At 52.1% G+C, this 18,191-nt stretch carries 20 protein-coding genes and 1 pseudogene; 10 read left to right on the top strand and 11 right to left on the bottom strand.

Going from position 1 to position 18,191, the window contains the following annotated elements; genetic code table 11:
* Window positions 1–53: 53 nt before the first annotated feature.
* Complete coding sequence (locus ABJT94_RS01325; protein ID WP_348473880.1) at window positions 54–728, top strand: TetR/AcrR family transcriptional regulator; 675 nt, start codon at window positions 54–56, stop codon at window positions 726–728.
* A 195-nt stretch (window positions 729–923) separates the two neighbouring features.
* Here the strand turns inward: ABJT94_RS01325 and ABJT94_RS01330 are convergent, their stop codons facing one another.
* Together ABJT94_RS01330 and ABJT94_RS01335 are read right to left on the bottom strand one after the other, a co-directional pair.
* A complete protein-coding gene (locus ABJT94_RS01330) occupies window positions 924–1,268 on the bottom strand; it encodes a hypothetical protein (RefSeq protein ID WP_348473881.1) in 345 nt (114 codons plus the stop codon).
* Window positions 1,269–1,510: 242 nt separating this feature from the next.
* Window positions 1,511–2,134, bottom strand: a complete 624-nt coding sequence (locus ABJT94_RS01335; protein WP_348473882.1) for a DUF4272 domain-containing protein — start codon at window positions 2,132–2,134, stop codon at window positions 1,511–1,513.
* A gap of 708 nt (window positions 2,135–2,842) precedes the next feature.
* Here ABJT94_RS01335 and ABJT94_RS01340 point away from each other — a divergent pair.
* Together ABJT94_RS01340 and ABJT94_RS01345 are read left to right on the top strand one after the other, a co-directional pair.
* Window positions 2,843–4,111 (top strand): ATP-binding cassette domain-containing protein, encoded by a 1,269-nt coding sequence (locus ABJT94_RS01340; RefSeq protein WP_348473883.1) that lies wholly within the window; start codon window positions 2,843–2,845, stop codon window positions 4,109–4,111.
* The gene (locus ABJT94_RS01345) at window positions 4,111–4,581 is read left to right on the top strand and encodes a hypothetical protein (RefSeq protein ID WP_348473884.1); all 471 of its coding nucleotides are present in this window, start codon (window positions 4,111–4,113) and stop codon (window positions 4,579–4,581) included. Before ABJT94_RS01340 ends, ABJT94_RS01345 begins: the two co-directional genes overlap by 1 nt.
* Window positions 4,582–4,727: 146 nt before the next feature.
* Here the strand turns inward: ABJT94_RS01345 and ABJT94_RS01350 are convergent, their stop codons facing one another.
* Entirely contained in the window at window positions 4,728–5,504 is a 777-nt protein-coding gene (locus ABJT94_RS01350; protein WP_348485096.1) for a TetR/AcrR family transcriptional regulator, read from the bottom strand.
* 18 nt (window positions 5,505–5,522) lie between these two features.
* Between ABJT94_RS01350 and ABJT94_RS01355 the strand changes: the two genes are divergently transcribed.
* The 4 genes from ABJT94_RS01355 to ABJT94_RS01370 all read left to right on the top strand — a co-directional run bounded on the left by ABJT94_RS01355 (window position 5,523) and on the right by ABJT94_RS01370 (window position 9,607).
* On the top strand, window positions 5,523–5,774 hold the full coding sequence (locus ABJT94_RS01355) for a hypothetical protein (RefSeq protein WP_348473886.1): 252 nt from the start codon (window positions 5,523–5,525) through the stop codon (window positions 5,772–5,774).
* A gap of 270 nt (window positions 5,775–6,044) precedes the next feature.
* A complete protein-coding gene (locus tag ABJT94_RS01360; protein WP_348473887.1) occupies window positions 6,045–7,166 on the top strand; it encodes a metallophosphoesterase in 1,122 nt (373 codons plus the stop codon).
* 207 nt (window positions 7,167–7,373) lie between these two features.
* Window positions 7,374–8,432 carry an FAD-dependent oxidoreductase gene (locus tag ABJT94_RS01365; RefSeq protein WP_348473888.1) on the top strand — a complete coding sequence of 353 codons (1,059 nt, stop codon included), beginning with the start codon at window positions 7,374–7,376 and terminating at the stop codon, window positions 8,430–8,432.
* A gap of 635 nt (window positions 8,433–9,067) precedes the next feature.
* Window positions 9,068–9,607: a CAP domain-containing protein gene (locus ABJT94_RS01370; RefSeq protein WP_348473889.1), complete on the top strand. Its 540-nt coding sequence runs from the start codon at window positions 9,068–9,070 to the stop codon at window positions 9,605–9,607.
* A 90-nt stretch (window positions 9,608–9,697) separates the two neighbouring features.
* Here the strand turns inward: ABJT94_RS01370 and ABJT94_RS01375 are convergent, their stop codons facing one another.
* The 3 genes from ABJT94_RS01375 to ABJT94_RS01385 form a co-directional block, all read right to left on the bottom strand.
* Window positions 9,698–9,877, bottom strand: coding sequence for a hypothetical protein (locus tag ABJT94_RS01375; protein ID WP_348473890.1), 180 nt, complete (start codon window positions 9,875–9,877; stop codon window positions 9,698–9,700).
* 183 nt (window positions 9,878–10,060) lie between these two features.
* Window positions 10,061–10,519: a glyoxalase superfamily protein gene (locus ABJT94_RS01380; RefSeq protein ID WP_348473891.1), complete on the bottom strand. Its 459-nt coding sequence runs from the start codon at window positions 10,517–10,519 to the stop codon at window positions 10,061–10,063.
* On the bottom strand, window positions 10,516–11,949 hold the full coding sequence (locus ABJT94_RS01385; protein WP_348473892.1) for an MATE family efflux transporter: 1,434 nt from the start codon (window positions 11,947–11,949) through the stop codon (window positions 10,516–10,518). The genes ABJT94_RS01380 and ABJT94_RS01385 overlap by 4 nt, the downstream gene beginning before the upstream one ends.
* A gap of 623 nt (window positions 11,950–12,572) precedes the next feature.
* On the opposite strand from ABJT94_RS01385, the gene ABJT94_RS01390 reads away from it, so the two are divergent.
* Complete coding sequence (locus tag ABJT94_RS01390; RefSeq protein WP_028671747.1) at window positions 12,573–12,779, top strand: cold-shock protein; 207 nt, start codon at window positions 12,573–12,575, stop codon at window positions 12,777–12,779.
* Window positions 12,780–13,286: 507 nt separating this feature from the next.
* Here the strand turns inward: ABJT94_RS01390 and ABJT94_RS01395 are convergent.
* Complete coding sequence (locus ABJT94_RS01395; RefSeq protein WP_348473893.1) at window positions 13,287–14,108, bottom strand: AraC family transcriptional regulator; 822 nt, start codon at window positions 14,106–14,108, stop codon at window positions 13,287–13,289.
* Between the two features lie 140 nt (window positions 14,109–14,248).
* On the opposite strand from ABJT94_RS01395, the gene ABJT94_RS01400 reads away from it, so the two are divergent.
* Window positions 14,249–14,827, top strand: coding sequence for a class I SAM-dependent methyltransferase (locus ABJT94_RS01400; protein ID WP_348473894.1), 579 nt, complete (start codon window positions 14,249–14,251; stop codon window positions 14,825–14,827).
* A 461-nt stretch (window positions 14,828–15,288) separates the two neighbouring features.
* Here the strand turns inward: ABJT94_RS01400 and ABJT94_RS01405 are convergent, their stop codons facing one another.
* The 4 genes and pseudogenes from ABJT94_RS01405 to ABJT94_RS01420 form a co-directional block, all read right to left on the bottom strand.
* Window positions 15,289–15,465, bottom strand: a complete 177-nt coding sequence (locus tag ABJT94_RS01405; RefSeq protein ID WP_348485098.1) for a hypothetical protein — start codon at window positions 15,463–15,465, stop codon at window positions 15,289–15,291.
* Window positions 15,466–15,576: 111 nt separating this feature from the next.
* Window positions 15,577–16,143 (bottom strand): hypothetical protein, encoded by a 567-nt coding sequence (locus tag ABJT94_RS01410; protein ID WP_348473895.1) that lies wholly within the window; start codon window positions 16,141–16,143, stop codon window positions 15,577–15,579.
* A gap of 108 nt (window positions 16,144–16,251) precedes the next feature.
* Window positions 16,252–16,596 (bottom strand): hypothetical protein, encoded by a 345-nt coding sequence (locus tag ABJT94_RS01415; protein WP_348473896.1) that lies wholly within the window; start codon window positions 16,594–16,596, stop codon window positions 16,252–16,254.
* Window positions 16,597–16,658: 62 nt separating this feature from the next.
* A pseudogene (locus tag ABJT94_RS01420) lies at window positions 16,659–16,964 on the bottom strand (integrase core domain-containing protein); the annotation flags it as partial.
* Window positions 16,965–17,084: 120 nt separating this feature from the next.
* On the opposite strand from ABJT94_RS01420, the gene ABJT94_RS01425 reads away from it, so the two are divergent.
* Window positions 17,085–18,074: a transposase gene (locus ABJT94_RS01425; RefSeq protein WP_348473897.1), complete on the top strand. Its 990-nt coding sequence runs from the start codon at window positions 17,085–17,087 to the stop codon at window positions 18,072–18,074.
* Window positions 18,075–18,191 lie beyond the last annotated feature (117 nt).

Raw genomic sequence — 18,191 nt, forward strand, 5'->3', positions numbered from 1 at the left:
TTCGACCCACAAACCGTATGATAACGACCCTGTGACCGGGACCTTTCAGAACTATGAAAACATGCAGTGGCTGGCAGCGAGCGCGCCAGGATGACCAGATCGAGCAACGTGAAGCACAGATTCTGCAGGCCGCCTCCGACCTGTTTGATTGCTATCGTTACGATGACATTACCTTAGCGAAAATCGCCAAAGCAGCGGGCTTTACGCGGTCCAACCTGTACCGGTATTTTCCAACACAGGAGGATGTGTTTCTGACATTAATGTCGAGAGACATGGATAGCTGGATAACCCATGTTACCGGGTTGATGGAGCGCTCCGACATCAACCCAGAGACCTTTGTCGATCAATGGATGACCATTGTGCTGGGCAATCCGAGAATGATGCGTTTCTATGAGTTACTGGCTGGCGTGTTTGAGCAAAAAGCCTCGGCAGAGCGCCTGCTTCTATTCAAACAGCGATTGAACGAGCAGTTGTCAGAGATTATCGACCAGCTATTGCAGAAAAATCTGTTTGCGTCAGCTGACGGTGCCCGTCGGTTTTTAGTGACACATCTTGCCTTTGTCAGTGGCCTGTACCCAAAACTGAGTTTGTCGAAGCAGCATCGAGACCTGATGGAGAAATCGGGGCATTCGGAGAGCCCGGATGAATATCGAATGCTGATGATGGAGGGGGTTCGGGCATTATATAAAACCTACCAGTGCGATACCCGTAGCTCAATTGTCAGCTAGGGTTTGTTAACACGTCTATCGATGACCCTAGAAAAAGTACTGCCAGGACACTCACACAAAGCTTATTAATAAAAACTATTTAAATAAGAGTGCTGATAGTTACCTAATGTGTGCGTTTCGACAGTGCCGCCCTGCCTCTCCTATTAGCCTCTGGGTGTCCGGCCAAGCCACCATTGTGCCTGTCTCATTAGCCCTTCACATCAACATACTAATCAGCAGCGTCATCACCCCGGGAACAAGCAACTTCACCAGGGTACCAAAGGCAGCGTCTTCATCCCTGAGTTCATCAGCAGACTTGGAAATTCCTGAACCGTTAATAGTGGTTTTGCTGATCTGGTATTCTGCACTTTCGCCCGATGCAACGCGCCCGAATAGGGATAGGCAAAACAAGCCAATTGGCGCAATAGCTATCCAAAATAAAACGTCTTGATAGGTTATTCCGGAGTCTTTTAGCCAAAACCAAACTGCAGCCCCGATCAACAACAATCCAAGTGTATACGCGGCTGATTCGACCAGAAACTTAACGTATCGATTCTTCATTCCTTGGACTCCCTGATTCGCAATAGCACATACTGTCAAATATACGAGCAGTAGATCACTGCATAATGACCGCTGAATACCTACTTGACAATCTACTAGGTCGACAGGCACCCATACAAAGCGACCGATGTTTAATGAAGTGCCTACTCTCCCTCTCCACTCAAAGTTATTACACACTACCTCACCTGTCCTATTAGTTCGTCTGCAATAATGGTAGACTTGCAAATCGTACATTTATGAGTCTAGGTGTCTAACGGCACTTCATCCCACTCCTCATTACCTAGCATCCATTCCAATGCACGCCTTCTTTCAGGTGCCATGAATAGATCAAGTGCCGTTTTTAGTTTAACCCCGTCAATATCAGCCTGCTTAATACCCCAATGCATGCAGTACGCGAGATCACACATCTCAATAAGCTCCTGAACAGGTCTGAGCTTAGTATTTTCCCTAAATCTAACATCTGATTCCATTGCTATAAGATCTGGATAGACTTTTACTAGATTATCAGGGCATTCTCTTGAAAAATCCAAATGAGTGAATTGGTTAAGAGACCATGAGAAGCTGTACAGCGCCTCAACTTGCTCATTAAAGAGTCGAATATTTTCTTCGTTTCCGCTTAGGAAATTGAGCTCCTGGGGGCTTAACAAGTAAACTAATGACTCGCTATTCAGCCACTCAAATGCAGATTCTTTATTGAATCCATAAGATGCAGCAACGACTACAGAATTAGCAAGTGCACGGTCAACAATTTCATTGATCGGTCTTGGCTTAAGAGCACTTTCAAGAAAAGGCAACGTGGCAGGTATATGAATGCCATATTTTAAAGCAACACCCTTAGATTTATCCCGCACAAACTCAAGATCCATAAGACATACCCTCATCAAAAATCTTTCTCGAACCAACCCTTTCTGTGCATATGGAATAGCTCGCAACACCGCCTACTTAAACCACAGTGACACCCACCAGAAGACTTGACCCTGCCACCACACTTCGTCGAGACTCCCATCTTAGTTCACTACTTAAAACTATTGGAAGACTATCCCTGATAGCTGGTCACCTTAAGGCTCACAACGAGCACATTGTCGGGACACCCACCTTAGCTCATTACTTAATACTATTGGTTGACTCTCCTTGATAGCTAGCTACTGTGGGTGGCTCAACAGTGTTACCTGCAGGCCCACGACAAGGGCTGTGTGCCGATCGTGAATCTGGAAGCCACCCACAGGAGTGCGTTATCGATCGTGCCGCTGGAGGTACTTAAAGCCAATGCGTCCCAGTGAGCCCTAAGGGTCTGCGACTGCCAGGGTGCCCCGAAAGAATCAGGCAGCCTATATATATTCATCAAAGACCGCATTTGGCATCCGATCGAAGTCCGAGTAAACTGAATCGGTCACTCACCAACAGAAGGAGCTCCACATGCAGTCCGCTGCAGTTATGTGCGTATTAAGTTACGCATACCATCTTGGAGACCCACGCAAAGCGATTCTGGCCGTTTAACGCACAGAATACGCTGACCTTTCCAACGCCAATCAGTGTTCATCTGTGCTTCGTATTGAATTGCACGCAGGTGAGTTATGTCTTTAATTTCCTTATTTAATGTCTCCTATCAGGCAGGAACCAAATCTCTATTCAGTCAGTTATCGGTTTCCATAGAAGCAGGAGACCGTATTGGTCTTGTTGGCCACAATGGCTCCGGCAAATCCACACTGCTGGCCTTAATGGCGGGTGATCTGGAACCGGATGACGGGCGGGTCCAGGTTCAGCGCGGGCTGGTCATCGGTCGGGTTGAACAATTTTTGCCGTCAGAATTGAACCCCATTCCACTGCACGATGCGGTCATAGACGTATTGCCGACAACCAGGCAGCTTACCGAAGGCTATCGCGTTGAGAACATTCTGACCGAACTGGGTTTTAACGAGTCTCAGTGGGCTTTGCCCATGGCGAGCCTCAGTGGTGGGCAGAAAAACCTGGCACTGTTTGCCCGTGCCGTCTTGCTGGAACCGGAACTGCTGTTGCTCGACGAACCCGGTAACCACATGGACAGCACGGCAATGTGGCATCTGAATCGCTACCTACAGAAACCAGACGTGCCAGGCTTTATCATGATTTCACATGATCGGGACCTGCTCGACACCGTCACACAGCGGACACTCTGGCTACGAGATGAGCGTATCTACAGCTTCAACGACAGCTACACCGCTGCCAAAACGCGGCTGGCGGAACAGGATGAAGCCGCCGAGAAAGCCCGCAAGGCAGAGGAGCAGCAGATCGACAAACTCCAGCGCAGTGCGAAACGCCTGGCGCACTGGGGTAAAGTCTATGACAACGAAGATCTGGCCCGAAAAGCCAAAACCATGGAAAAGCGGATTGATCGGCTTGAGTCCGAAAAGACCTTTGTTACCGCTGGGTCAAGCCTGTCATTAAACATCGATGCGGAGCTGCTGAAAGCACGTCAACTGTTCATACTGGAAAACGAAAGGGTGACAGCTCCGAATGGAGCAGAACTGTTTCATGTCGAGGAGCGGCTGTTTCGGCCAGGCGACCGAATTGCGCTGCTGGGCGTCAATGGTGCCGGTAAATCCAGCGCCATTCGCCGCCTGATTGAAACGCATCAACGTCCGTCGGATCAACAAACGACGACCCGATTCAACCCCAATGTACGAATTGGTTATTTCGACCAGGAACTCGAACGGTTCGAATCGGATCAGTCCATTCAGGATTGGGTTCGTGAGCAAACGAGCGCTACTGACGATGACATTCGTCAGTCGCTGATCCATTGGGGGTTTCCCTACCTGGATCACAGTCGGTCGGTACGGATGGCGAGAAAGCCCGCCTGCTGCTAATGACCTTTCAACTGGATCAGCCCAACCTGCTGATCATGGATGAACCCACCAACCACATTGATCTGCAGGGAAAAGAAGAGCTCGAAGCCAACCTCAGGCAACCCGGGTTGTCGTTGTTGTTTACCTCACACGATCGCCGATTCATTGAGCGGGTGGCGACCCGATTCTGGTGGATTCATCGCGGGCAGTTGATCGAAATTCATGACCTCGGCCAATACGATGACGTCTTTGGATCCCACGATCATGTTGAGTCATCGCAACACGGACCTGATCCTGATGCACCTCGCCATACAACACCGGGTTCGCAAATGGATGATCCCGACCGGTTGCTTGAACGGATAATCGAACTGGAACAGAAATTGGCTGATGATCAAACCCGAAAACCGAAATTTCAGAAGCCCGATCGTCAGAAGCAATGGCAGGAAGAGCTGGCCCGATTAATGGCGAGGCTTGAAGTGTCGGGAGGGTGACTACCAAAACCTGACATTCGATCTGAATCCGACTTATTCGGGAGGTAGCCTGGCCTCCCGAACTGTTCCAGGCAACTCAGGCAATGGCAGTCAATTGGTGCCCACTATGTTGGCTGTCCCGATTGGCCACCCTTAATCTCAGGGGGTTACCGCAACACCTGATCTTTCTTGGGGGGGATAGTTTCAGTAGGTGTTTTAGCCGGATCTATGCCAAGAGCAGGCATCAATACACCGTCGATGACGCTGATCAGGAACTGCCGTTCGAACGGCTTACGCTGTATCAATGCCCGATACGCGGCCATTGAGGGCAAGACCTGGCATGCCGTGTCGATGTCGGCTTTGGCATGGACTTCCCCCCGAGCAACCGCTCGTTCCATCAAGCGACGATTAACTTTCGCCCATGGTTCGACGATGGCAGCGTTACCTGCCTCTGCCAATTCAGGATGCAGCGATAGCACCGAGGCCAGACCGGCCATGACTCGCAAGTTCCGTTCACCCTCACGTGCAGTAGACGGCTTGAACAGCCCGAGCAGATCCCCCCTCAGGGTTCCTGTATCCGGAAGTGAGTCAGAATCGACCTGCGTGCTCTTCAGGTACGCCACTGCATCAACAATCAAATTCGCCTTAGACTTCCACCGGCGATAGACAGCCGCCTTTCCAGTCTTGGCGCGTAACGCGACCATATCCATCGTCATGGAGTCATAGCCGAGCTCAGCAACTACCTCGATCACCGCTCCCAAAATGGCTGCATCCAATCCTGGATCACGCTTACGTCCACGCACTGGATTCTCGGCAGTATGCCCGCTTTTAACCCTCATCAAATCGTCCCGCTTCATCACAACAACCTCATGGAATAGATTAACGATACTTTTTAGTTTCGGAACTTGCAAGTTCCGTATTTGTATGGCTTGATGCAGACTCATCCATCAAGAGTCGCAACCATGCGTTATCGTCAACTTGATTCAACCGGGCTACTCGTCTCTGAATTCTGCCTTGGTACTATGACCTTTGGCACACCTACTCCGCATTACGCTGCAGCGGGTGGCGTTCTTCAGGATGAGGTCGACCGAATCGCTGGCCGTGGGATCCTGCGACACCCATTGATGAAACTCTGCGTGCGCTCGAATTCCTCGTCCGACATGGCCATGTTCGCTACATCGGTGTTTCAACTGGGCTGCCTGGCAGGTGAGTAAAGCGCTGGGTGTCTCCGATAGGGCTTGCATCTCTCGTTTCCAGTCATACCAAAGTTTTTACTCCCTGATCGGACGAGATGCCGAGCGCGAGATCGTGCCAATGCTTGCCGAGACTAGCGCCCTATCTTTTGAATACCCTGGCTGGATGATCGCTAATGACAGCGCTGGGCGTAGGGAATTGTTGGAGACTGGAGTGGCTCAGCAAACACGGCTGGCTCGACACCCAAGGGCCGAAGCGTCACAAGCCATCTCAAGCGAGGAATAGCACAGATGTTTCATGTTATGTTCGGCATGCCTTGCGTATACGTCATTGTGCGGTTCATCTGGCCAATGCCGTGGGCGCTTTCAGCCAAAATTGCGGTTGCGGTACTGCTGCTGCTCGCCTCGCAATATCACCTGTACAGCCGTCTCTCCTCCGGCAGCGTGTTCTCACCGGAGTTTCCGCGTGGCTTTGTGATGCTCTTCAATTGGGCGTTCGGTGCAATTCTATTCGTTGCGGTGCTCCAGCTTATCGTCGACCTAGGAGCGCTGCTGATGATGCTTGTACGGCAGCGATGGATAACTATTCCTTTGGGGTTGCGTTACTGGATGGCTTCCGGTGCTCTCGTACTTGCAGCCATCGGTGTCCAGCAAGCAGTACGAATTCCGCCCATCAAGGACGTCGAGATCGCTATCAAAAATCTCCCTCCGCAATTTGAGGGGTACACAATCTTGCAACTCACTGATTTGCATATCAGCCGTCTATTTGATGCGCCATGGACGAAAGCGGTAGTGAGCGATTCGAACGCGGTTGGGGCGGATTTGATCGTAGTGACGGGCGACCTGATTGATGGCTCAATTGCAGACCGTATGCTGGATATAGCTGCCTTGCGTGAGTTACGTGCGCCTGACGGTGTTTATGTAATTCCTGGTAATCACGAGTACTTCTTCGACAGCGAGGCCTGGATGCAGCACTTCAGATCGCTCGGAATGGTACAGATCGCCAACAGTCATGCGCTGATCAAGCGCAATGGGGCACAGATCGTACTGGCCGGCGTTACCGATGTGACAGCGCCGGAAACCGGCTTTCCCCCACCAGACCTGAAACAAGCGTTGGCTGGTGTGCCGAAAGATGTGCCCATTATCCTGCTCGACCATCAGCCAAGAAACGCTCGTGATGCAGCCAGCCAAGGTGTCGCGCTACAACTTTCTGGTCATACCCACGGCGGAATGATATTGGGCCTAGACAGACTCACTGCTTTGGTTAACGGAGGGTTCGTTTCCGGGCTTTATGACGTCAGCGGCATGCAACTGTATGTCAACAACGGCACAGCACTATGGCCTGGGTTTGCCTTACGCCTGGGCAGACCTTCAGAGCTTACACGAATCACGCTGCGACCAGCCTCCAGCTAGCCTGGACAGGGTAAATCGAACTGCTAATCCAGCGAGTAAATCGTTATCGAGACACCCACCCTAACTCATTAATAAAAACTATAGAAAGACAATTCTTGATAGTAGCCTAATGTGGGTGTCTCGACAGTGCCGGTTAATAGCACCACGCGCCAGCGAAGTCGTTACAATAGCCGCCAAGTGATGATCAACAATGAATGGGGTTCCCAGATGGTTAAGGCGGCAGACGTCGGCATTATTGGAGGGGGGTTGGCGGGCCTGTACAGCGCCTCTCTTCTCTTGCAGCAAGGCTTTGACGTCACTGTGTTGGAAGCGCGAGACCGGGTCGGTGGTCGAATCCATGGTTTGCCTCTCAGCAATGGCGATATGCTGGATCTCGGGCCTTCCTGGTTTTGGCCCCATCAGCACCGCATAGCCCGGTTATGCCAGCAACTTGAACTTCCAGTCTTTGAACAATACACGGCAGGTGACGCGCTCTACCAGGCAACGGTGAACAGCGCTATTGAGCGTTTTGCGGGGGCGGGAACGCCCCTTTCCTACCGCATCGACGGAGGTGTGAGCCAGTTAACCCAGGCTCTGCATCGTTCGTTGGATGACGGATGTGTGCATCTGAACCAACCCGTGCATCGGCTTAAACGGCAAGACGAACTCTGGGAAATTGAAACCCCGACGAGATCCTTCATGGCCAGGCGGCTTATTATTGCTGTACCGCCGAGAGCGGCGCTCGAATCAACTCACATTGCCAAGCATCTATCCGTTCCGCTGCAACGCACACTTCGCGACACACCAACCTGGATGGCCGCTCAGGCTAAATTTGTTGCCCACTACGCAACCCCATTCTGGCGGGAGCAGGGGCTGGCTGGTGATGCCTTCAGTCGGGTCGGGCCCCTGGTAGAAATACATGACGCCAGTGCCGGAGAGGATCGCGGGTATGCCTTATTTGGGTTTATCGGCGTCAGTGCTCAACAGCGAGCAACACTGAACCAGGAAGCCTTGCGCCAGGCTTGCTTAAACCAGCTGGGGCAGATCTTTGGTGCCGATGCGCTCAACCCCTTACAGTCGGTGATTGAAGATTGGAGCCAGCAAACGTTCACCTGCACGCCGCAGGACCGTCTTGACCCGCCACAGCACCCTGAGTGTGATCTCGGCGCGTTTTCACAGGAGCTGGCGCACCTGCAGCTGGCGTTTGCAAGCACCGAAGTGGCTGTGCAGGAAGCGGGCTACCTTGAAGGGGCATTGATAGCAGCACAAGCGGCTGCCAGGAGCTAAAGCACACCCGTCGCCTGTCTGTATGCGCTGCCGGGACCCGCACACCAAAGTAATTGGTGAAAAGCGAGCAAACCCATTGCTTGATAGCTCTCTGACGTGGGTGTTTCACCAGGGTACAACCTAGATTCCTACCACAATGTTCCATTCTGCCTCCAACTCCGCAGAGCCGGAGCTGGAAGCGACAAATTCGGCTTCCACCAATTGCCGCAACCCTGGGCTCCCCACGTTCCGATAGAGCCTGTCTTTAGAATTCTGAGGGTGTCCAGCAATATACAGCTGAGTGGTCAGGTCCTCGAACGCCTCGTCCTTCACCATGAAGTGAATGTGCGGTGTTCGGCCCGGGTACGGCACAGGCTTGATGGTGCGGAAACGGTAGCGACCGTCGGCGTCGGTCGTTGTCGATTCTCCGAATTTGTAGCCGAATAGAGAATCAATGTAGCAGGTGCGTCCAGGTGTTGTAGCCCGGGACTCACTAACCGTTAACTGAGGCGGCTGTCGAGACACCCCTCTAGTTCATCGCCCTAAGGTGGGTATCACGTAAACGCTCGCTACCTAAAGTGGATGTTTCAAAAACGTTAAGCCTGCCTGACTTATGGCATACTGCACTCTCCTTGTTGCCGAACCTGGACGCTACCATGGTTAAATGCGCACTCTGCGCCCTCTCCGCCCTGACCCTATTCACAACCTTAGTGGGCTGTCAGCCTGAAGGCTCCGACACAAACGGTTCCCGTCAAACACTGAACGGCTGCGAAGTCGATGCCTACCAGGCCGACATGCTGGAACAGGTAAACGCCGCTCGTGCCACCCCGCGAACCTGTGGCGATACCGACTTCCCTGCCGCGCCTGCCCTGAACTATCAGTGTGACCTGAATACTGCCGCAGCGCGACATAGCCAGGACATGGCTACCAATAACTTCCACAGCCATACGGGCTCTGATGGCCTAAAACTTAAAGACCGGGTAAACGCGACTGATTATGACTGGAGCACGATCGGCGAGAACATCGCCGCCGGGCAGCGTACGGTGACAGCCGTTATGGAAGACTGGCTAGAAAGCGAAGGCCACTGCAAAAACATCATGAATGACCAATTCGAACATTTTGGTGTGAGCAGAGCGGACAATGAGGCAGCCGATCTCCAACGGTATTGGACTCAGGTGTTTGGCGACCAGCGTTGAGGACCAAACTGAGACATATATGTCTCGACAGTGCTCTCCCTACTATGGTGCCTGTCCATTTAGTCCTCGATGAATGGCTGGCGTTATCTTTCATTTTTCTGCACCCTTTTTACTCAGATACAGAAACGGAATGAACCACAGTGCTATCAGGATAAGTACAACCATTTGAGACAAGTCTTTATCAGCAATGACGTATGACGTTAGTAACATTGCCAGAGCAAATAAAATCGAGATTGCTATGTTTAGCCGTTTGGCTTTTTGATGATTCATGGTTTGGATTCCGTGAATTTTCATTGACTGAGTGTAAACCCTTTGTCGGAAAAAGGAGTGCTTCGGGACGTCAGGCTGGTCTATGGCATCATCAGTTTCATGGCGCCAGGGCCAACAAGATACCCAGCCTAGCGTGCTTGCCCGATAGTCTAAACCGGTGTGAAATAGCTACCCCGGTGGTTTTCAGGTAGCTGGATCATCCGGTAGGTTCGATTGCAGTGCCAGTCTCAAATGCGGTTCGCCGTTCAAAGTTGTTTCGGCAGTCATACCCGCGCAGTCGATAACAGCATGAATCTGCTTCCGCCAGGCAGAAAAAAGCTGCGATGTTGCAACATCAACGGCCTCTTCAAGTTTCAACTGAATCCTAAACAAGCCTGGCTCCAATGGGTACACAGCCACCACCGTTGCACTGATCGGATGTTCCAGATAGTGCCCCTCGACCTTTTCGCCCACGGCTACAGGTGGCAGTGACTGCTGTTTCAGGGCGGCGCTGAAGGTGTTCCAGTCCTTATATCCATGATGAAGTGCAAGAAGTTCGAGTGAATGACTGTGGCTTATTGTTTCGCCCGATGCATCAAGTTGCGCTTTCAGGCGTTTAGCCTGGGCTTTAATTGAGGTCACAGTTAGTACAGGTTTACTCACACTGAGGCCTCCGCACTGCCAGTTTTGAATAGACCCCAGGCGTGTCCATGTTGGCGGGCTGTGATGTTCAACACCATCCATGTTAACAGCAGCAATAACAGTTCTGCCGTTGGGCCAGCCAGCCAGATGCCCGTCTCGCCCAGGAACACTGGAAGAAGAAAGGTCAGCGGTATGGCAAATAGATAGGTCTTGGTCAGACTGAGTAAGGCCGCTCGCCCAGCATCTCCGATGGCCTGAAAATAAGTTGCGATCATCAGTATCGGACCGGCGACAAAAAACATCGAGACGATCATCGGCATGATACGTCCCACCTCATCAACGACTATCGGATCATCAACAAACCAGCCTCCGATTGGCCTGGCAAAGACGATCAGAGTTATTTCTGCCAGCAGGCAGTAAAGCAGAGCCAGTAGTAACCCCAGTCGCAGGCTGCCATCCGAACGGTGCCAAAGACCTGCCCCATAGTTGTTGCCAGTGATCGATTGGAGAGCAAAGCTCAGGCCAAGCAACGGTAGAAAGGCAAAGGTCATCAGCCGCGTGGCGATTCCGTAAGCAGAGACGGTCTCAGCATAGGTGTCGGATTGCACCAGCTGCAATGCCAGGATGATCGCTCCGGAACCCAAAGCGAGGCCCAGAAAGCTCAGGCTTTGGGGGGCGCCTAACGTAAGGATTTCAACCCAGCGTTTGCGGACGCCACCCCAGGCCCTGGGGTGCCAGGCAGGGCCAAGCAGTCGCAGGTCGGTATCGCCCATCGATCGAAAACCAAGCACGATGGTCAGGGCCAGGCACTGCGCCAGCGCCGTGCCAAAGGCTGACCCGGATACGCCCCATTCCAGCAAAGCGATAAGCACATAGTTAAAGCCCATGTTCGCCAATGACACCAAGAGACTCATGGCTGCCATAAACCCAACACGGCCTTCGTTTCTCAATGCATCGGACTGCAACGCCAGGACGAAAAGCAAAGGGGAGCAAAAAATGGTTATCCGCATGTAGGCATAACCCATTTCCGCCAAGGCCCGGTTGCCGTTGGCGGCCGCCAAGGTAAAACGGTCGCCAAACATCAGGAACAGCACGATTAGAACGATGCTCACCACCATAGCGAGCCCGTGCGCGGCCGCGAAGACAACCCGGGCATCATCCGTTCGCCGCGCGCCTAAATGCCGTGCCAGGAGGCTCGACATTCCATTCGATACCAGTGTGGATACCGCAACCAGTAACATGAAGGCGGGGAACATCAGGGTGACGGCACTCAAGGCATCAGCGCCGACAAAGATACCCAGAAACAATGCGTCGACAACGGTTAGCAACCCGTTCATGCCCATAACAAAGATGATGGGCAATGCCGTTTGTGCAAACAATGGACCCAAAGGGTGTTCGATGAAGCGCCGGCTTGCATCCGCAGATGCCGAGGTTTCAGAAGGAGGTGACATGGATGTGTCTCCGCTTGCAGGCATTCTGTGTGCCGTTCGAAAGGAGATGGTGCTCGCATTACCACCTTACAGAATGCGCAAGGGTGACGTAGAAAGGTACTGCCAGAACTTCACCTTGGCTTAAATGCCCGCGAGCGGCCGGTGCCTGGAACCACGGGCATTATTAGTCAGGTACGTTAACGGTGTCAATCATCGTACAGCCTGCTTGGTCGCTAAAAGACTGGTCGCTAAAAGACCACACCTAAAGTGCCTGTCACAAGAGAGCCTGCTGTTTGCCGGCACTGCTAGCCGTATTGGATGACAATGCCCTGGTATTCGGTACGGCTATGTAGACTCAAAAGAGACGCTGGGACACTTTACCTAAAGTGTGGGGAAAATAATATTGAATAAAATCAAGTGACTAGCCTCTTCGCCGCTCTCTCGAACGAAAATCGCCAAAAATAGGACTGGTCTCTGCCAGTAAAAGCTTTACCCTGCACCCAGCTTTAAAAGAACGACGAATATTTAGTTGCTTCATGCCGAGAGTTATTGAGTCCTTGTCCTGCAGTCCTTAAGTACCGCCTCCGTTTTATCGCTAAATCGCTCCATCGGAGCATACTTTTCTTATATACAGGATATTGATTATGTCTACAGTTACCGGCACCGTAAAATGGTTCAACGAAGCAAAAGGTTTTGGTTTTATTGAGCAGGAAGGCGGCAAAGACGTTTTCGCTCATTTCAGCGCCATCACCGGCTCAGGATTCAAAACCCTGACTGAAGGCCAGCGCGTCGAATTCACCGTCACTCAGGGCCAGAAAGGCCCTCAGGCGGAAAACATCACTCCTAGCTAAATGCTAAGTGGTTGATTTAAAGAAGCCCCGCCAAGCGGGGCTTTTTTTTGAGCTAAATTCCACACGGCAAAGGAAGCGGTGCCGCAAGTCTCCCACCTGAAGACTGGACATTCCCATGAACACCCAAAAGTTGATACCGCACTAGATGATGTTATTGGATGAAAAAGCCCTGGCAACGTGCCTGGCTTATGTAGACCTGAATCCTATCCGGGCCTGTTTGGCCGATACACCGGAAGCGTCAGAATTCACTTCAGCCTAACAGCGAATCAATACTGCCAAAGAAGAGCTGGAATCTGCCGAACCCAAACAGCCAACAGCGTTATTCACTGTTACCGGCTACCCTCGCCAGGGCTACCTGAGGCACTTTCGTGCCCGAAAAATACAAAATCAACCAATATTCCTTTACTTCCCAGACTGATGTAAATCGGTAGCGCTGTATTGCGATGGACTAAAGCAACTCACTGACTGATCCCTAACTCTCTACTATGGTGCTTGTCCATTTAGTCTTTAGTCTGTCGCGGGCGTATGATCCTGCGCCTGTTGGCTCCGGCGCCAGGCGCCCGGTGTCATACCCATGTGCTTTTTGAACTGACGGATGAAGTGGGTCACGTCCTGCCACCCTACCTGTTCCGCGATCTGAGCCACCGGTGCACGGGTATGCAACAAGCGACTACACGCGTGATGTAGACGATTGCTGATGATCCATTCGCCGACGCTGGCGCCGGTCGCCTGTTTGACGCGATCAGTGACGTAGGCCGGGCTTCGATGCACCGACTGTGCAACCTGAGCCAGGCTCAACGGTTCACAGCAGTGACGCTGGATATAATCGAGCGCATCGGCCACCAGGGATTTCCGGGCCACTGTCACAGGTAGCATGGCCCGGTCGACTTCCGCCAGAATCAGGCTGAGCAGGCTACGTTTTAGGTCATCGCTCGACCGGGCGTCATCGTCGATCATCCGCTGCAACTCGGTACAGTACTGCGTCAGAATCGTGCGCCGCTCAGACGCAATCCGGGCAACGGGCAAGGCCCCCAGCCGAACTTGCCGAAACGGGGCCATCATCGCCTGGGTCTCATTCAGCCCAAGGCATTGCGGGCAAAACGCCAGGTGCCAGACGCTCAAATTCCGCCCCCCGCGCAAGCGATGCGGCACTCCAGCCGGAACGATCACCACAGACCCGGCCTTTAGCGTCAACCGGTCACCGTGATCCATATTCAACTCACCCGCTTCAATGTACGAGAGCACATACTCGGCATGATGGGCTTCGGGGTGAGGCTCCAGCACCGGCATCTGAAAGTGCCCGATCGCCAGCGGTGCAATGATGTCCATTGGGATTCTCCAACGTGTTATTCCCGCCAGTGTACCAAGCCAAGACAGAAAGATAAGCCGATTTTTCCCAAAGCGGCACTCTGCCGCCCGGGACGTCCCGGGCGTATTCTGACCTCACATTCAGACACGAGGAACGCAGGATGAAGACCCAGGAACAGGACAACCGCTGGACAGAAGGGTCCGCGCACTGGTACGCCGACAACTACGGAGACTGGCCCACGACCCGCATGCCCATAGACGCCGTGGAGTGGCAAAACGACGAGACCGTCCTCGACGTTGGTTGCGGTACCGGCAGCAGCCTGCGCTACCTGCTCGGTTACTGCCCAAAAGGCCGTTTGGTCGGGCTTGAACCAACACCGGCCATGCTGGAAATCGCGCGACAACAGACCGATCAAGCCGGCCTAGCCGAGCGTATCGAACTGTTTAACGGTGCCGCTGAATCCATTCCTCTGGCCGACGCCAGCGTCGACAGCGTGCTGGCCTTCAGCACTTATCACCACTGGCAGGATATTCCGGCGGGGCTGGCTGAAATCGCTCGAGTCCTGAAGCCAGGGGGGCGTCTGCTGGTGTCCGAAGAGCCTGAGATTCAAACGATGCACGGGATTACAATCGCGGATATTCAAGCGCAATGCCTGAAGATCGGCTTCCGTCCAGGGCCAGTTCAGCGACTGAACGAAGGCAAGGCCGAGTGCAACCTGATTCTGGCATACAAAGACTGAACACAGTGTTCAAACCGGGGAAGCCGGTACCGGCACAGAGGAGTCCTCCGTATTCGAGGACACTCACGCGTATTCGTCCGTTAGAGAACGAGTAGAGACGGCCAGAGAAGACCTGACCTCACCAGAACCAAACCAACCAAAGCTACTCTTTCCGTTTGTCGGATACCCAAGACAAGACATGCCCGCTGGCCTACCCTTTCGACTGCAAGACTATCTGGAACTGGTAGACTGGACCGGCCGCTAAATTCGGAATGACAAACGCGGCAGTATCGATCACAACACCCCGCCCATTCTGGAACGCCTCGGCATCGACGCTGAGTATTGGATCTACAACACCCGGCGCTTTGAAAGCCAGTTTAAAGGCCTGGTCGGTACCGCAATTTCGATCAGAGCCACCTTTCAACAGTTTGGCTACCAGCGAACCCCTGGGCTTCGGTTGGCTGAGTTGCTGACTTAGGTACTCACCCTACAAAAATACGCTTCACGGGGTAGCCTGCGGCTTTGCTTTGGCTGAAAATCCCGACTTCTGCTTGATTTTTCCATTTCGCTAGCCTACTACCAACTTCACGAAGAATGCTTCGAAACTTTGAAAAGCATTGGTCGGATTTTTCTTGCTGCCCACTGTGATGGCTGTCCATTTAGTCTCGTGGCCCATGACTCGAGGTCCCGGCGGGTTGCCAGCCTTTACCAGGCAGAGGGTTTTCACCTCCAATCTTCTACCGGCTTTGCCCGGCGCACTGGATGTCCTGTTAGTCGCTGCCATTTAATAAACGCCACACCTCTGTTCTCGCCTCGGTTTCCAGTGGTGATTCAAAATAGCCATACATTTTCAACCCGGCTAAATAGGTTACCAGGAATGGACGCAGCCCAACTGACTCAGCTTGGGCCACATGCACGAACTCGTGGGCCAGAAGCGCTGTATCACCCTCGTATTCGGGTTTAATAAAAACCGCATATCCTAAAGCCATTCCTGCTGAATCAAGAGGGTCAAAATCGTATATCCGAAGAGCATCACTAAGGTCCCGATTCAAAGGAACCGGAAAATCGCTGGTTACAATAACGCGTATATTCTCAGGGTTGTTCACAGACATAGATCTCGCCAGCACGAATTCAGAATCTGTTAACTCTCTGCCCTCGGCCAGTTGACGAACTTCGACCTCCTCGACCCATTCAATTACCAGCGGTGCATAATTATAAATCCACTTTAATTCAGTAGGAGTTAAGGCCATTTTATCCAAAGGTTTAAAATAATCTTCTGCCCGGATTTCTGTAGCGACAAGAATCACCACTACTAAAGAAATCGCTCCAATTTTCATTATAACCCTCATTAAAAATAGTGCCTTCTTATGTAGCCATCCCATGAGCGACGCGACTACCCAAATTCCCACATATAGTCATTAATGCAGACACGTTACTCTATATCACTAAATCAACATGCTCAACATTAGGGTCATCACACCAGGAGCAAGTAATTTAATAGTGACACCAAAAGCAGCCTCTTCGTCCTTGAGCTCGCCTACAGACTTGGAGATACCAGAACCATTAATAGCAGTCTTACTGATTTGGTATCTTTCATTCTCCCCCAATGAAATGCGCCCAAATTGGGATAGGGCAGAAAAGCCAACTGGTACCATGGCTACCCAAAATAGAACGTCTTGATAGGTAATACCTGAGTCTTTTCGCCAAAACCAAATTGCAGCACCGATTAACATCATTCCCGATGTATAGGCGACCGATTCGACCAGAAATTTAATATATCGATTCTTCATTTTCTTAGGCTCCCTGAATCACATGAAGATATACCGTCGAGTATAAGACAATAGTGTAGTGGTCAACTAATACCGGACAGTATTTTAAGTTTTTCTTCGGCTACTACGGGAGACATGCCACCGTTGAACGAATGAGGCCTTTGCCAGTTGTAGTAGTCCATCAGGTAGTCGGCAATGTCTTTCTTTGCTTCAGGTAAATTACGGTAGCCCAAAGCAGGCACCCATTCAGTTTTCAGGCTGCGGAACAACCTTGCCATTGGTGCGTTATCCCAGTAGTGACCACGCCGACTCATGCTTTGTATCATCCGGTACCTCCAGAGCCTCTGGCGGAACTTACGGCTGGCGTATTGGCTCCCCTGGTCTGAGTGGGAGTTTCTTGCCTGGACACCGAGTTTCTTGCCTGGACACCCACTTGAATGGTTGACCTACCAAAGTACATACAGTACTTTATACAGTACTATTGAAACGGGCCGTCAGGGTTAGACACTATGCCACGCTCAAGGAAAAGCCAGATCGCCCTGGAGGCGACACCCTACTACCACTGCACCTCCCGGTGCGTGCGCCGCGCATTCCTGTGCGGCCGTGACGAGCACTCCGGTAACGACTACGAACACCGCCGCGCCTGGATAGAACAACGCATCCTGCAATTAGCAGAGGTCTACGCTCTGGATGTGTGTGGCTACGCGGTCATGTCGAACCATTACCACATCGTGCTGCACATTAACGCCCAGAAAGCCAACGGCTGGACAGAAGCCGAAGTCATTGAACGATGGCACAAGCTGTATTCCGGCAACTTCCTGACAAAAGCCTACTTGGCCGGGAAAGACCTGTACGAAGAACAACTCAAGGTCATCTCCGAAACGGCCACCATATGGCGCGAACGCCTAATGTCGATCAGTTGGTTCATGCGGGCCTTGAATGAAGACATCGCACGGCAAGCCAATACAGAAGACAACTGCACCGGCAGATTCTGGGAAGCCAGGTTTAAATCCCAAGCATTGCTGGATGAAAAAGCCCTGCTAACCTGCCTGGCCTACGTGGACTTGAACCCTATTCGTGCACAGATGGCCGCTACACCTGAGACTTCGGATTTTACATCCGTTAAAGAACGAGTAGAGACGGCCAAAGAAGAACTGACGTCACCAGAACCAAACCAACCAAAGTTACTTTTTCCGTTTGTCGGATACCCAAGGCAAGACATGCCCGCTGGTATACCCTTTCGACTGCAAGACTATCTGGAGCTGGTTGACTGGACCGGTCGCCAGATACGAAGTGACAAACGCGGCAGTATTGATCACAACACCCCGCCTATTCTGGAACGTCTGGACATCGATGCCGAGCATTGGATTTACAACACCCGGCACTTTGAAAGCCAGTTTAAAGGTCTGGTCGGTACGGCAATTTCGATCAGAGCCACCTTTCAGCAGTTTGGCTACCAGCGAACTCCTGGGCTTAGGTTGGCTGAGCTGCTGACTTAGGTACTCACCCGATAAAAAATGCGCTTTGCGGAGTAGCCTGCGGCTTCACTGTGGGTGAAAAACCTGATTCCTGCCAAATTTTTCCATTTCGCCAGCCTACTACCAACTTCATGCAGC

Source organism: Saccharospirillum sp., from assembly GCF_039982735.1.
GTDB lineage: Bacteria > Pseudomonadota > Gammaproteobacteria > Pseudomonadales > Natronospirillaceae > Saccharospirillum.

Excerpts from the sequence above, each read along its gene's own strand:
- ABJT94_RS01365 (WP_348473888.1), top strand. The coding sequence starts at position 7,374 with ATGGTTAAGGCGGCAGACGTCGGCATTATTGGAGGGGGGTTGGCGGGC.
- ABJT94_RS01325 (WP_348473880.1), top strand. The coding sequence starts at position 54 with ATGAAAACATGCAGTGGCTGGCAGCGAGCGCGCCAGGATGACCAGATC.
- ABJT94_RS01425 (WP_348473897.1), top strand. The coding sequence starts at position 17,085 with ATGCCACGCTCAAGGAAAAGCCAGATCGCCCTGGAGGCGACACCCTAC.
- ABJT94_RS01400 (WP_348473894.1), top strand. The coding sequence starts at position 14,249 with ATGAAGACCCAGGAACAGGACAACCGCTGGACAGAAGGGTCCGCGCAC.
- ABJT94_RS01390 (WP_028671747.1), top strand. The coding sequence starts at position 12,573 with ATGTCTACAGTTACCGGCACCGTAAAATGGTTCAACGAAGCAAAAGGT.
- ABJT94_RS01405 (WP_348485098.1), bottom strand. The coding sequence starts at position 15,465 with ATGGACAGCCATCACAGTGGGCAGCAAGAAAAATCCGACCAATGCTTT.
- ABJT94_RS01345 (WP_348473884.1), top strand. The coding sequence starts at position 4,111 with ATGACCTTTCAACTGGATCAGCCCAACCTGCTGATCATGGATGAACCC.
- ABJT94_RS01360 (WP_348473887.1), top strand. The coding sequence starts at position 6,045 with ATGTTTCATGTTATGTTCGGCATGCCTTGCGTATACGTCATTGTGCGG.
- ABJT94_RS01395 (WP_348473893.1), bottom strand. The coding sequence starts at position 14,108 with ATGGACATCATTGCACCGCTGGCGATCGGGCACTTTCAGATGCCGGTG.
- ABJT94_RS01340 (WP_348473883.1), top strand. The coding sequence starts at position 2,843 with ATGTCTTTAATTTCCTTATTTAATGTCTCCTATCAGGCAGGAACCAAA.
- ABJT94_RS01335 (WP_348473882.1), bottom strand. The coding sequence starts at position 2,134 with ATGGATCTTGAGTTTGTGCGGGATAAATCTAAGGGTGTTGCTTTAAAA.
- ABJT94_RS01415 (WP_348473896.1), bottom strand. The coding sequence starts at position 16,596 with ATGAAGAATCGATATATTAAATTTCTGGTCGAATCGGTCGCCTATACA.
- ABJT94_RS01375 (WP_348473890.1), bottom strand. The coding sequence starts at position 9,877 with ATGAATCATCAAAAAGCCAAACGGCTAAACATAGCAATCTCGATTTTA.
- ABJT94_RS01350 (WP_348485096.1), bottom strand. The coding sequence starts at position 5,504 with ATGAGTCTGCATCAAGCCATACAAATACGGAACTTGCAAGTTCCGAAA.
- ABJT94_RS01370 (WP_348473889.1), top strand. The coding sequence starts at position 9,068 with ATGGTTAAATGCGCACTCTGCGCCCTCTCCGCCCTGACCCTATTCACA.
- ABJT94_RS01385 (WP_348473892.1), bottom strand. The coding sequence starts at position 11,949 with ATGTCACCTCCTTCTGAAACCTCGGCATCTGCGGATGCAAGCCGGCGC.
- ABJT94_RS01410 (WP_348473895.1), bottom strand. The coding sequence starts at position 16,143 with ATGAAAATTGGAGCGATTTCTTTAGTAGTGGTGATTCTTGTCGCTACA.
- ABJT94_RS01330 (WP_348473881.1), bottom strand. The coding sequence starts at position 1,268 with ATGAAGAATCGATACGTTAAGTTTCTGGTCGAATCAGCCGCGTATACA.
- ABJT94_RS01355 (WP_348473886.1), top strand. The coding sequence starts at position 5,523 with ATGCGTTATCGTCAACTTGATTCAACCGGGCTACTCGTCTCTGAATTC.